This is a genomic window from Pseudomonas sp. NUPR-001 (genome assembly GCF_052147955.1).
Classification (GTDB): Bacteria; Pseudomonadota; Gammaproteobacteria; order Pseudomonadales; family Pseudomonadaceae; genus Aquipseudomonas.
In genome coordinates this window covers 412548-426052 of the sequence record NZ_CP197353.1, presented here as the reverse complement: position 1 = coordinate 426052, position 13505 = coordinate 412548, and the positions used below count along the sequence as shown (strand labels likewise).

Below are 13505 nucleotides of genomic sequence, written 5' to 3'. Positions count from 1 at the left end.
TCAGGCCGAGGCGGCGTTGTAGAACATCTCGCTGCTCTTTTGTTCGATCAGGGCCTGTTCGATTGCGGCCTGGTGAACTTCATCGGCATGCTCTTCGCGCGCTTCAGGCTGAATACCGAGGCGGGCGAACAGCTGCATGTCTTTATCGGCTTGCGGGTTGGCGGTGGTGAGCAGTTTTTCGCCGTAGAAAATCGAGTTGGCGCCAGCGAAGAACGCCAGGGCCTGCATCTGCTCGTTCATCGCCTCACGACCGGCCGACAGCCGCACATGGGATTTCGGCATCAGGATCCGGGCCACAGCGAGCATGCGGATAAAGTCGAACGGGTCGACCTCTTCGGCATTCTCCAGCGGTGTGCCGGCCACTTTCACCAGCATGTTGATCGGTACCGACTCCGGGTGCTCCGGCAGGTTCGCCAGTTGGATCAACAGGCCAGCGCGGTCGTCCAGCGATTCGCCCATACCGAGGATCCCGCCCGAGCAGATCTTCATCCCGGCATCACGCACGTACGACAGGGTCTGCAGACGCTCGCTGTAGGTACGGGTGGTGATGATGCTGCCGTAGAACTCCGGCGAGGTGTCGAGGTTGTGGTTGTAGTAGTCCAGACCCGCTTCGGCCAGCGCCTGGGTCTGTTCCTGGTCGAGCTTGCCCAGGGTCATGCAGGTTTCCAGGCCCATGGCCTTGACCCCTTTGACCATCTGCAGCACGTAGGGCATGTCTTTGGCCGAAGGATGTTTCCAGGCCGCGCCCATGCAGAAGCGGGTGGAGCCGATGGCTTTGGCGCGGGCCGCTTCTTCAAGGACCTTTTGCACTTCCATCAGCTTTTGCTTTTCCAGCCCGGTGTTGTAGTGACCGGACTGCGGACAATATTTGCAATCTTCCGGGCAAGCGCCGGTTTTGATCGACAGCAGGGTCGAGACCTGCACGCGGTTGGCGTCGAAGTGCGCGCGGTGCACGGTCTGCGCCTGGAACAGCAAGTCGTTGAACGGCTGTTGGAACAGCGCCTTGACCTCAGCCAGGGACCAGTCGTGACGTGTTGTTGCAGTTGTGCTGGCGCTCATCGGCGGTTCCTTGTTTTAGGCTTTGACTGGCGCCGGGGCAGGACTGCCCGCCAGCGCATCACGGATAGCTCGCATAGTTAAGGAAGGCCGATGCGCTGTCAACCACCACTGAAAAGCATGGTTTACAACTGGTTAAATAATAACCATGCGTGCCTGCTCTGCGACGAACCAGCTGAACAGCCCTACCCGCTGTGCGTTGCCTGCGAGGCCGAGTTGCCCTGGCTCGACGATGGTTGCCAGACCTGCGCCCTGCCTTTGCCGATGCAGGGGCTGACCTGCGCTGAATGCCGCCGCAGGCCCCCGGCGTTCTATCGAGTTGAGGCGCCCTGGCACTATGGTTTCCCGTTGGACGCGCTGATCAGCCGGTTCAAGTACAACAGCCAGTGGCCGCTGGGTAACCTGCTGGCACAGTTGCTTGGCCGCTGGCTGAATCACCGTTACAACGAAGACCTGCCGCGCCCAACGCTGCTTCTACCCGTGCCCTTGAGCCGTCGTCGCTTGCGCCAGCGCGGTTATAACCAGGCCGCCATGCTGGCTCGCTGGCTGAGCGGGCACACCGGCATTGCCTGCAACGAACAGGTGCTCACACGCCTGCTCGACACCGCTGCCCAGCAAGGCCTCAGTGCCCGGGAACGCCAGCGTAATTTGCACCAGGCCTTCAGCGTGACAACCTCCGCCCCCATCGAAGGCCGCCACGTCGCCCTGATCGATGATGTGTTGACCACCGGCGCCACTGCCCAGGCGCTGGCCAGCCTGCTGCTCAAGGCCGGGGCCCGGCGCGTCGATATCTATTGCCTGGCACGCACGGCCAAGCCCGGCAGCGCTTGACTTGCCGTCAGGCTGCGGGCACTTTCGTGGCTGATACCGCCCATAGCCCGTGCCCGCACATGTCCCTGCCAGCCCTGCTCACTCAACACATCGTCCGCCGTCCGCAGCGCATCGCCTTGCTGCAGCACATTGCCGAACAAGGTTCGATCACCCGCGCGGCAAAAAGCGCTGGCATGAGTTACAAGGCTGCCTGGGATGCCATCGACGAACTCAACAACCTGGCCGCCAGCCCCTTGGTGGAGCGCAGTGTCGGCGGGCGTGGCGGTGGTGGCGCCAAACTGTCCGAGGAAGGTCAGCGGGTGCTGCGCTTGTATCAACGCCTGCAAGCCCTGCAGGCACAGATCCTGGAAGCCGCCGAAGATGCCAGCGACCTCGATTTACTCGGACGCCTGATGCTGCGCACCAGTGCGCGAAACCAGTTGCACGGCCGCGTGAGTGCCATTCAGGCCGAAGGCCATTACGACCGCATCAGTCTGGCCCTGGCGGGTAACTTGAGCATCGACGCACTGATTACCCGCGACAGCACCCAGCGCCTGGAGCTGACGCCCGACACCGCGGTGGTGGCGCTGATCAAAGCGGGCTGGCTGACCCTGCTCGCGCCGCACGACAGCCCGCATGCGGGCTACAACTGCCTGCAAGCCAAGGTTGAGCAGTTGCTTGACGAGCCGCTGGGGCCCACCGAAGTTCGCCTGACCTTGAGCAATGGGCAAACCCTGTGTGCCTTTGCCGAGCCTGCCTGGCTCAACAGCCATGCCGTGACCGCAGGCAGCGAGATTCGCGTTCAATTCCAGCCGTCCTACGTACTTATCGGAACGCCCTTATAAAAACGGACACAAAACCGTCATAAGTGCTGACTAAGGTGACTGCCAAACCCGCAGGAAGCCTGTCATGAACCTATTAGAAGAACACCAAACTACCGACCTCGAACAACTGGTCAGCCTCAGCCGCCGTCGCTTCATTGGCGCCGGCGCCCTGTGCGGCGCAGCGCTGTTTCTGGGTGGCAATCTGCTCAGCCGCAGCGTCATGGCCGCCAGCGTCAGTGCGGCCAACAGCAGCCTGCTCGGCTTTGCCAGCATCCCCAGCGCAACCGCTGACAGCATCAGCCTGCCGCCAGGCTACAAAGCCTCGGTACTGATCAGTTGGGGCCAGCCGCTGCACGCGGACTCGCCCGCCTTCGACGTCAGCGGTAACGGCAGCGCCAAGGCCCAGGAGCTGCAGTTTGGTGACAACAATGACGGCATGAGCCTGTTCCCCTTCGCCGATGATGCCAATCGGGCGCTGATGGCGATCAACAACGAGTACACCAACTACCGCTACCTGTTCGCCCACGGCGGGCAACCGGCCTCTGCCGAAGAGGTGCACAAGGCGCAGGCTGCCGAAGGCGTATCGGTGATTGAAGTGCGGCGCAACAACGGTCAGTGGCAGTTCGTTCAGGGCTCGCCCTACAACCGGCGTATCCACGGCAACTCGCCGATTCGCGTCAGTGGCCCGGCGGCCGGTGATGCCTGGCTGAAAACCGCAGCCGACAACAGCGGGCGCAAGGTGCTCGGCACCTTCCAGAACTGCGCCAATGGCAAAACCCCGTGGGGCACCTACCTGACCTGCGAAGAAAACTTCACCGACTGCTTCGGCAGCAGCGATCCGGCTCAGGTGTTTGATGCCGGGCAAAAACGCTATGGCGCCTCGGTGACCGGCAAGGAAGTGGGCTGGCATCAGCACGATCCGCGCTTTGACCTGGCCAAGAACCCCAACGAACTCAACCGGCATGGCTGGGTGGTAGAGATCGATCCCTTCGACCCGGACTCGACACCGGTCAAGCGCACTGCCCTAGGCCGCTTCAAGCACGAAAACGCTGGGCTTGGCGAAACCCGCGATGGCCGCGCCGTGGTGTACATGGGCGATGATGAGCGTGGTGAGTTCATCTACAAATTCGTCAGCCGTGACCGCATTGACCACAAAAACCCCAGCGCCAACCGCAACCTGCTCGATCACGGCACTTTGTATGTCGCGCGCTTCGACGACGGCGACAGCAACGCCGACCATCCGCGCGGCAAAGGCCAGTGGCTTGAGCTGACCCACGGCAAGAATGGCCTGAATGCTGCCAACGGTTTTGCCAGCCAGGCCCAGGTGTTGATCCACGCGCGCCTGGCTGCCAGCCTGCTCAAGGCCACCCGCATGGACCGCCCGGAATGGATCGTGGTCAGCCCCAAGGACGGCCAGATCTATTGCACCCTGACCAACAACGTCAAACGCGGCGAAGAAGGCCAACCGGTGGGCGGCCCCAACCCACGCGAGAAGAACCTCTACGGGCAGATTCTGCGCTGGCGCGAAAGCGAAGATGATCATGGCGCCATGAGCTTTGATTGGGACCTGTTCGTGGTGGCCGGCAACCCTGCGGTCCACCCCGGCGATGCCAAGGGCGGCTCCAGCAACATCACCCCGCAGAACATGTTCAACAGCCCCGACGGCCTGGGCTTCGATGCTGCGGGCCGGCTGTGGATTCTCACTGACGGTGATTACAGCAACGCTGGCGAATTCGCCGGCATGGGCAACAACCAGATGCTCTGTGCCGACCCGGTCAGCGGCGAGATTCGTCGCTTTATGGTGGGCCCGGTGGGTTGCGAGGTGACCGGTATCGCCTTTGCGCCTGATCAACGCACCTTGTTCGTGGGGATTCAGCATCCGGGTGAAACCGGCGGCTCGACCTTCCCCGAGCACCTGCCCAATGGCAAACCACGCTCCTCGGTAATGGCCATCGTCCGCGAAGACGGCGGCATCGTCGGCGCCTGACAAAACGGTCGGGCAACTGTCTTACACCGCCTGTGGGAGCGGGCTTGCCCCGCGATAGCGATCTATCTGATACACCGCTATCGCAGGGCAAGTCGGGTCGCCGCACCGCCGCACCTACAGGCTGTTGTGCGATACCATGCAGGCAACCGCACAGCAGGAGCCGACATGTCTCATCCTTTCGACACACTCACCCCCGATCTGGTCCTCGACGCGGTGGAGAGTATCGGCTTTCTCAGCGACGCCCGCGTTCTGGCACTCAACAGCTATGAGAACCGTGTCTATCAGGTAGGCATCGAAGACGCTGAACCACTGATCGCCAAGTTCTATCGCCCCGACCGCTGGACTGATGCAGCGATTCTCGAAGAACATGCCTTCACCGCCGAGCTGGCCGAATGTGAAGTCCCGGTAGTGGCGCCACTTATCCACAACGGCACGACACTGTTCGAACACAGCGGCTTTCGTTTCACCCTGTTCCCACGCCGCGGCGGCCGCGCGCCAGAGCCTGGCAACCTGGATCAGCTCTATCGCCTGGGTCAGTTGCTCGGTCGCCTGCATGCAGTCGGCGCAACCCGCCCGTTCGAGCACCGCGAAGCGCTGGCAGTGGATAACTTCGGTCACGCCTCGCTCAATACCCTGCTTGAAGGCAACTTTGTACCGAAAAGCCTGCTGCCCGCTTTCGAGTCCGTCGCCCGCGACCTGCTCAAGCGCGTCGAAGCCATCTATGCCAACACCCCGCACCAGATCATTCGACTGCATGGTGACTGCCATCCCGGCAACATGATGTGCCGCGATGAGGTGTTCCACATTGTCGACCTCGACGATTGCCGCATGGGCCCGGCCGTTCAGGACCTGTGGATGATGTTGGCCGGCAGCCGTCAGGAGCGTCTGGGCCAGCTGGCCGAACTGATGGACGGTTACAACGAATTCCACGATTTCGACCCACGTGAGCTGGCCCTGATCGAACCACTACGCGCCCTGCGCCTGCTGCACTACAGCGCCTGGCTGGCACGCCGCTGGGACGATCCGGCGTTTCCACGCAGCTTCCCGTGGTTCGGCCAGGAACGCTATTGGGGCGACCAGATTCTCGCCCTGCGCGAGCAGATGGCGGCACTGGATGAAGAACCGCTGAAATTGTTCTGAAGCGCGGGCAAGTCTGTCTACAATAGCGGTGTTTTAGATAGCTGCCTAAGCAAGGAAACTGCATGCACGCTGCCAACCCGCGCCGCGGGTACATCCTGGGCCTGAGCGCCTACATTATCTGGGGCTTGTTCCCGCTCTACTTCAAAGCGCTGCAAAGTGTTCCTGCGGTGGAAATCATCGTCCACCGCGTGCTGTGGTCCGCGTTGTTCGGTTCGCTGTTGCTTCTGGTGTGGAAGCACCCTGGCTGGTGGCGCGAATTGCGCGAGAACCCCAAGCGCCTGGCGATCCTTGCCCTCAGCGGCGCCTTGATTGCGAGCAACTGGCTGATCTATGTGTGGTCGGTGAACAACGACCGCATGCTTGAGGCCAGCCTGGGTTACTACATCAATCCGTTGATCAATGTGCTGCTGGGCATGCTGCTCCTGGGTGAGCGCCTGCGCCGCTTGCAGTGGGTTGCCGTGGGCCTGGCGGCGCTCGGTGTGGCCCAGCAGGTCTGGCAAGTGGGCAGTCTGCCGTGGGTTTCGCTGTTTCTGGCCCTAAGCTTTGGCTTCTACGGCCTGATCCGCAAAAAGGCCCCCGTCGCCGCCCTGCCTGGGCTGGTGGTGGAAACCTGGATGCTGGTGCCGCTGGCCCTCGGCTGGCTGCTGCTCAACCCATCGGCAAGCAGCGCCAACCTCAGCTTCTACAGCAGCAGCGAAGCACTGTGGCTGATGGCTGCAGGCCCGGTCACCCTCATTCCGCTGGTGTGTTTCAACGCGGCGGCCCGCCACCTGCCGTACACCACGCTGGGCTTTCTTCAGTACCTGGCCCCGACCCTAGTACTGCTGCAAGCGGTGCTGCTGTTTGGTGAACACCTGTCGAGCAGCACGCTGGTGGCCTTCATGTTCATTTGGGCAGGCCTGGCCCTGTACAGCGTCGATGCCTGGCTGAGCCTGCGCCGACGCCGCTGATCAAAAAACATACAAACCTCTGCAGGCCACGTAATCCGTGGCCTGCAGCAAGCGCTCCCAAGGTTATCCACACCCTCATCCCCGTGCTTTGTGCACAAGCCACTGATTATTGGTGGTTTTTTGCTCAATTCCAGCAAAGCTACGGCCCGCTTGGGCTGGCGAAGGCTTCCCCCAGCTTATCCACAGGCCGGTCCCCGGCAAATCGGGATAACTATTCCTCAGGGCGCAGGTGCAGCTCGACCATCAAATCATCGGCCAGCGCTTCAAGTTTGCTCTGCAGCACATCGAGCGACAGGGTCAGCGGCATCGCCAGCAAAGCATCGGCGTGAAACAACGGCTCACTGCTCATCGGCGCCGGGCGCACCTCGGTGCTCAGGCGTTCGACGTTGATGTTGAGCTCGGCCAGCAAGCGCGTGATATCACGCACAATGCCCGGACGATCATTGCCCACCAGCTCCATGGCTATAGGCTTCCAGGTGCAGGACGGCTCGATGCCGCTTTCGGCGATCAGCACGCGAATGTCATGTTTACTCAAGGCGTTCAGGGCTTCGACCAGCTCGCTGTAGGACTCCGCTGGAACCGCTACCTTGAGGATCCCGGCAAACTGCCCGGCCATGCGCGACATACGGCTTTCCAACCAGTTACCGTTGTGCTCGGCAATGCATTGAGCGATACGTTCGACCTGGCCGGCTTTGTCAGGGGCGATCACAGTCAGTACAAGATGATCCACGCGGTAACCCTCTGCTTTTAAAGGTTCAGCCCCTGAAATCAAAGGGCGCGGGGAAAGTATAGGCAAGGCGCGGCAACCTGCCGCAGCAGGTTTTGAATACCAATCGTGTACTGTTTCAAGATTTATCTGGAACAATCTGCCACTTTTTTGAGAACATACTGGCTCCCAGCGTGACCTTATGCGACCAGATGGTCGCAGAACGACGTATTTAGTCTAATTTTCACAACCGCAGCGCATCATGTAGTATGCCGCAGCGCGGACTACAAAACGTCAAATCGATGTCTGCCAAGGCGCCTGTGAAAATACGCAACCGCTCGCCAGCCTGTCTGGCTGGCCGCACCCAGCCGCCCATCGGGCATGTTCTGGTGCCGTGTTTAGAGAAGCGCGTAAGGCTTAAATAGAAGAGCAATAGCTGAGCAGAGTGAGGCAAGCAATGACTGAACACGTTCAAGTCGGTGGCCTTCAGGTCGCCAAAGTCCTGTTCGACTTCGTGAATAACGAAGCCATTCCCGGAACCGGCGTCAACGCCGAGCAATTCTGGGTGGGGGCAGAAAAGATCATCAACGACCTCGCTCCAAAGAACAAAGCACTGCTGGCCAAACGTGACGCGCTTCAGGCACAGATCGATGCCTGGCACCAGGCGCGCAAAGGCCAGGCTCACGATGCCGTGGCTTACAAAGCCTTCCTCCAGGAAATCGGTTATCTGCTGCCAGAAGTCGCAGATTTCCAGGCCTCGACCCAGAACGTCGATGACGAAATTGCCCGTATGGCCGGCCCGCAACTGGTCGTACCAGTGATGAATGCGCGCTTTGCCCTGAACGCTTCCAACGCCCGCTGGGGCTCGCTGTACGATGCCTTGTACGGCACCGACGCCATCAGCGAAGCCGGTGGCGCGGAAAAAGGCAAAGGCTACAACAAGGTTCGCGGCGACAAGGTTATCGCCTTCGCCCGCGCCTTCCTCGATGAGTCCGCGCCGCTGGCCGCAGGCTCGCACGTTGACTCCACTGCATACCGCATCGAAGGCGGCAAGCTGGTAGTTGCCCTCAAAGGCGGCAGCAACAGCGGCCTGCGCGATGACGCGCAACTGATCGGTTTCCGTGGCGACGCCGCGGCACCCACCGCGATTCTGCTCAAGCACAACGGCCTGCATTTCGAAATCCAGATCGATGCCAGCACGCCAGTCGGCCAAACCGACCCTGCCGGGCTCAAGGACGTGCTGATGGAAGCCGCCCTGACCACCATCATGGACTGCGAAGACTCGGTTGCTGCAGTCGATGCCGACGACAAGGTTGTGGTGTACCGCAACTGGCTCGGCCTGATGAAGGGCGACCTGGCTGAAAGCGTCAACAAAGGCGGCCAGACCTTCACCCGGACCATGAACCCGGACCGCGAATACACCGCGCCGAACGGTGGCACTGTCACCCTGCACGGTCGTTCGCTGCTGTTCGTGCGCAACGTTGGTCACCTGATGACCATCGACGCCATTCTCGACAAAGACGGCAACGAAGTGCCTGAGGGTATCCTCGATGGCCTGGTGACCAACCTGGCCGCGATCCACAACCTCAACGGCAACACCAGCCGCAAGAACAGCCGCACCGGTTCCGTGTACATCGTTAAGCCGAAGATGCACGGCCCTGAAGAAGCCGCGTTCACCAACGAGCTGTTCGGTCGTATCGAAGACCTGCTGGGCATGAAGCGTAATACCCTGAAGGTCGGCATCATGGACGAGGAGCGCCGTACCACGGTCAACCTCAAGGCCTGCATCCAGGCAGCCAGCGAGCGCGTGGTGTTCATCAACACCGGCTTCCTCGACCGTACCGGCGACGAAATCCATACCTCCATGGAAGCCGGCGCTGTAGTACGCAAAGGCGCGATGAAAACCCAGAAGTGGATCGGCGCGTACGAGAACTCCAACGTCGATATCGGCCTGGCAACCGGCCTGCAAGGCCGCGCCCAGATCGGTAAAGGCATGTGGGCCATGCCCGACCTGATGGCCGACATGCTCGAGCAGAAAATCGCTCACCCACTGGCCGGTGCCAACACCGCCTGGGTACCGTCGCCGACTGCCGCTGCACTGCATGCGCTGCACTACCACAAGGTCGACGTATTCGCCCGCCAGGCCGAGTTGGCCAAGCGTACCCCAGCGTCGGTGGACGACATTCTGACCATCCCGTTGGCGGAAAACACCAACTGGTCGGAAGAAGAAATCCGCAACGAGCTGGACAACAACGCCCAGGGCATCCTTGGCTATGTTGTGCGCTGGATCGACCAGGGTGTAGGGTGCTCGAAAGTGCCGGACATCAACGATGTCGGCCTGATGGAAGACCGCGCCACCCTGCGGATTTCCGCGCAGTTGCTGGCCAACTGGCTGCGTCACGGTATCGTCACCGAGGCTCAGGTTATCGAAGGCCTCAAGCGCATGGCGCCGGTGGTCGACAAGCAGAACGCCAACGACCCGCTGTACCGCCCACTGGCACCCGACTTCGATAACAACATCGCCTTCCAGGCGGCAATCGAACTGGTGGTCGAAGGCACCAAGCAGCCGAATGGCTACACTGAGCCAGTGCTGCACCGTCGTCGTCGTGAGTTCAAGGCCAAGAACGGTCTGTAACTGACCTATCGCGGGGCAAGCCCTCTCCCACTGCTGTGTGGGAGCGGGCTTGCCCCGCGATCTATTTCACCGGATCCCCAACTCTTTACGCACCAACCCCATCAACTTTTCCGTATCGATCGGCTTGAGCAAAAAGTCGACAACACTCAAATGCATCGCCGCAATGGCGTCCGGTACATCGGCATCCCCCGACACGATAATGATCGGCAACGCCGCTTTGTCCGACTCGCGAATCTGCCGAATCAGTTCCAGACCATCCAACGGCTTCATGCGCAGGTCAGTGATCAACAAACCAATATCACGCTCGTTTTCCAGGCAGGTTAATGCTTGCTCGGCGTTCTGCGCGACCAGGCACTTGATGCCCTTGGCCTTCAGGTAGCTGACCAGTGCATCACGCGCGCTCTGATTGTCATCGACGACCAGTACCTTCTGTGGCGCAGCCCGCGGCGCCGTAACCGTTGCTAGCGCTTCACGTTCGTCGTCACTCAGTAAGTCGTCTGGGTCGGGCATGGTTGTCTCATCATCAATGACCGGAAAAAGTCCCTCAAATCAAGTTCAGACTGCTTTTGATTGCCTTGCAACCCACCTCTCGTCGGCAATTTGACACAGGTCGTATTTCCCGCCCGTTGTGCCGCAGCATTTAGACTTACGTCCAATGGGCACTGGCCAGCCTGCGACCGACCATGAGGGCTGAAAACAACAAGGTCGATGTACACAGCTCGACACAAAGACGCGGTAATGCTCATGAGCAAAATGGACGCCTTCACCCAGGCCGGAAAGACTGCAGTGCTGCAGAACATCCAGGGGACCCTGCAGTTTCTGCAACGCTTTCCACCGTTCAATCAGATGGAGAACGCCCACCTGGCGTTTCTCGTCGAACAGTGCCAGCTGCGCTTCTATGCAGCCAATGAGAGCATCATCAAGCCCAGCGACGGGCCGGTCGAACACTTTTTCATCGTCAAGCAAGGCCGGGTCGTCGGCGAACGCCAGCACGTCACCCGCCCTGGTACAGAAACCACCTTCGAGATCACCACCGGCGAATGCTTTCCGCTGGCCGCCCTGCTTGGCGAGCGCGCGACCCGAACCGAGCACCTGGCCGGCGAAGACACCTTCTGCCTGCAACTGAACAAAGCGGCGTTCATTCGCCTGTTTGCCCTGTCGGAAGTGTTTCGCGATTTCGCCCTGCGCGGGGTCAGCAGCCTGCTCGACCAAGTCAATCAGCAGGTTCAGCGCCGTGCCGTGGAAACCCTCGGCACCCAGTATTCGCTCAATACTCGCTTGGGTGAACTGGCCATGCGTCACCCGGTGGTCTGCGCGCAACACACACCGCTGCGCGAAGCGGTGGCGTTAATGCACGAGCAGCAGGTTGGCAGCATCGTCATCGTCGATGAGCAGCGCTATCCGATTGGCATTTTTACCTTGCGCGACCTGCGTCAGGTGGTCGCCGATGCCAGTGCTGACTTTACCCAGCCGATCGGCGCCCACATGACCGTCAAGCCGTTTTACCTGAGCCCACAGGCCAGTGCCTTCGATGCGGCGATTGCCATGACCGAGCGGCACATTGCCCACGTCTGCCTGGTCGAAGACAAGCGCCTGTGCGGTGTGGTTTCCGAGCGCGACCTGTTCTCCCTGCAACGGGTCGACCTGGTACACCTGGCCCGCACCATTCGCCACGCCCCACGGATCGAAAATCTGGTGTCGCTGCGTGGCGAGATCAGCCAGTTGGTCGAGCGCATGCTGGCCCACGGCGCATCGTCAACGCAGATCACCCAGATCATCACCCTGCTCAACGATCACACCGTTTGCCGGGTGATCGAGTTGGCGCTGCAGGAAAAAGGCGACCCGGGCGTGCCGTTCAGTTGGCTGTGCTTTGGCAGTGAAGGCCGCCGCGAGCAGACCCTGCACACCGACCAGGACAACGGCATTCTCTTTGAAGCCCGCGATGCCGCCCACGCGGCCGAGATCCGCGGGCGCCTGCTGCCACTGGCGCAATACATCAACCAGGGGTTGGCGCAATGCGGCTTCACCCTGTGCAAAGGCAACATCATGGCCGGTAACCCCGAGCTGTGCCTGTCGCGTGCCGAGTGGGCCAGGCGCTTTGCCGCGTTCATTCGCGAAGCCACCCCGGAGAACCTGCTGGCATCGAGCATCTACTTCGACCTGCGCGTGGTCTGGGGTGACGACACCGCCTGCGAACAACTGCGCCAGAGCATTCTTGACCAGGTCGCCGATAACCGCCTGTTTCAGCGCATGATGGCCGACAACGCCTTGCGTCAACGGCCACCGGTTGGACGCTTTCGTGAGTTCGTATTGACCCGCCAAGGCAGTGACAAGGCCGCCACGCTGGACCTCAAGGTGCAAGGCCTGACGCCCTTCGTCGACGGCGCACGCCTGTTGGCCCTGGCCAACGGCATCAGCGCCAACAACACCCTGGAACGCTTGCGCGAACTGGTCAGCCGCGAAGTGATCGACCCGCTCGACGGCGCCGCCTACGAGGAGGCGTATCACTTCATCCAGCAAACCCGCATGCAGCAACATCAACTGCAAAGTCGGCAGAACCTGCCCTACTCCAACCGCGTCGATCCCGACAGCCTCAACCACCTCGACCGGCGCATCCTGCGTGAGTCGCTGCGCCAGGCCCAACGCCTGCAAAGCAGTCTGGCCCTGAGGTATCAGCTGTGAGTCTGTTTGCCTGGTTGCGCCCCCGACAAATCGATAACCAGATCAGCCAGCGCGTCGCGCAACTGCCCGCCCCGACTGCCCTGCGCAGCGACTCGCTGCGGGCACAACGCTGGGTAGTGCTGGACCTGGAAACCAGCGGCCTGAACACCCAGCGCGATCAGGTGCTGTCGATTGGCGCAGTGGTGATCGAAGACGGCGCCATCGACTTCAGTCAGCAGTTCGAACGCACTCTGCACCAGCGCGATCACAAGCTGACCTCCAGCGTGCTGATCCACGGCCTGGGGCCGAGCGCTATTGCCGCGGGCTGCGATCCGGCCGAAGCGCTGCTCGACTTGATGAACTTCATCGGCGACAGCCCGGTGCTGGCCTTTCACGCCCCCTTCGACCAACGCATGCTGGCACGGGCGCTGAAAGATCACCTGGGCTATCGCTTGCAGCATGTGTTTTTCGATGTCGCCGAACTGGCGCCACTGCTCAATCCGCAGATCACCCTGCGCGAAGCCGGGCTCGACGACTGGACGGCCTGTTTCGGCCTGGAGGCCATCGAGCGGCACAACGCCAGTGCCGATGCGATGGTTACCGCCGAGCTGGCCCTGATTCTGTTCAGTCAGGCCCGGCGCCAGCATCTGGACAGCCCGCTGCAGCTCGATCAACACCTGCAGCGTTCGCGGCGCAGACGGCAGCAGAGCCTTGGCTTCTAACGACATCCGATGAG

11 protein-coding genes are annotated in these 13505 nt (G+C 61.2%); 8 read left to right on the top strand and 3 right to left on the bottom strand.

Going from position 1 to position 13505, the window contains the following annotated elements:
- A complete protein-coding gene (gene bioB, locus ACP6KB_RS01890) occupies positions 1-1059 on the bottom strand; it encodes a biotin synthase BioB (protein WP_442111720.1) in 1059 nt (352 codons plus the stop codon).
- Between the two features lie 90 nt (positions 1060-1149).
- On the opposite strand from bioB, the gene ACP6KB_RS01885 reads away from it, so the two are divergent.
- From ACP6KB_RS01885 to rarD, 5 genes are all read left to right on the top strand, one after another.
- Positions 1150-1887, top strand: coding sequence for a ComF family protein (locus tag ACP6KB_RS01885; RefSeq protein ID WP_442111718.1), 738 nt, complete (start codon positions 1150-1152; stop codon positions 1885-1887).
- A gap of 59 nt (positions 1888-1946) precedes the next feature.
- Positions 1947-2711, top strand: coding sequence for a TOBE domain-containing protein (locus tag ACP6KB_RS01880; RefSeq protein WP_442111716.1), 765 nt, complete (start codon positions 1947-1949; stop codon positions 2709-2711).
- Positions 2712-2775: 64 nt separating this feature from the next.
- Entirely contained in the window at positions 2776-4677 is a 1902-nt protein-coding gene (locus ACP6KB_RS01875) for a PhoX family protein (protein WP_442111715.1), read from the top strand.
- Between the two features lie 165 nt (positions 4678-4842).
- The gene (locus tag ACP6KB_RS01870; RefSeq protein ID WP_442111713.1) at positions 4843-5817 is read left to right on the top strand and encodes a serine/threonine protein kinase; all 975 of its coding nucleotides are present in this window, start codon (positions 4843-4845) and stop codon (positions 5815-5817) included.
- Positions 5818-5879: 62 nt separating this feature from the next.
- Entirely contained in the window at positions 5880-6767 is an 888-nt protein-coding gene (gene rarD, locus ACP6KB_RS01865) for an EamA family transporter RarD (RefSeq protein WP_442111711.1), read from the top strand.
- Positions 6768-6978: 211 nt separating this feature from the next.
- On the opposite strand, the gene ACP6KB_RS01860 is transcribed toward rarD, so the two are convergent.
- Positions 6979-7497, bottom strand: a complete 519-nt coding sequence (locus ACP6KB_RS01860) for a glycine cleavage system protein R (protein WP_442111710.1) — start codon at positions 7495-7497, stop codon at positions 6979-6981.
- Positions 7498-7930: 433 nt separating this feature from the next.
- On the opposite strand from ACP6KB_RS01860, the gene ACP6KB_RS01855 reads away from it, so the two are divergent.
- On the top strand, positions 7931-10108 hold the full coding sequence (locus ACP6KB_RS01855) for a malate synthase G (RefSeq protein WP_442111708.1): 2178 nt from the start codon (positions 7931-7933) through the stop codon (positions 10106-10108).
- Positions 10109-10174: 66 nt separating this feature from the next.
- On the opposite strand, the gene ACP6KB_RS01850 is transcribed toward ACP6KB_RS01855, so the two are convergent.
- Complete coding sequence (locus tag ACP6KB_RS01850; RefSeq protein WP_442111706.1) at positions 10175-10618, bottom strand: response regulator; 444 nt, start codon at positions 10616-10618, stop codon at positions 10175-10177.
- Between the two features lie 234 nt (positions 10619-10852).
- On the opposite strand from ACP6KB_RS01850, the gene ACP6KB_RS01845 reads away from it, so the two are divergent.
- Positions 10853-12790, top strand: coding sequence for a DUF294 nucleotidyltransferase-like domain-containing protein (locus tag ACP6KB_RS01845; protein ID WP_442114242.1), 1938 nt, complete (start codon positions 10853-10855; stop codon positions 12788-12790).
- On the top strand, positions 12787-13491 hold the full coding sequence (locus tag ACP6KB_RS01840; RefSeq protein WP_442111704.1) for a 3'-5' exonuclease: 705 nt from the start codon (positions 12787-12789) through the stop codon (positions 13489-13491). The genes ACP6KB_RS01845 and ACP6KB_RS01840 overlap by 4 nt, the downstream gene beginning before the upstream one ends.
- The last annotated feature ends 14 nt before the right edge of the window (positions 13492-13505 follow it).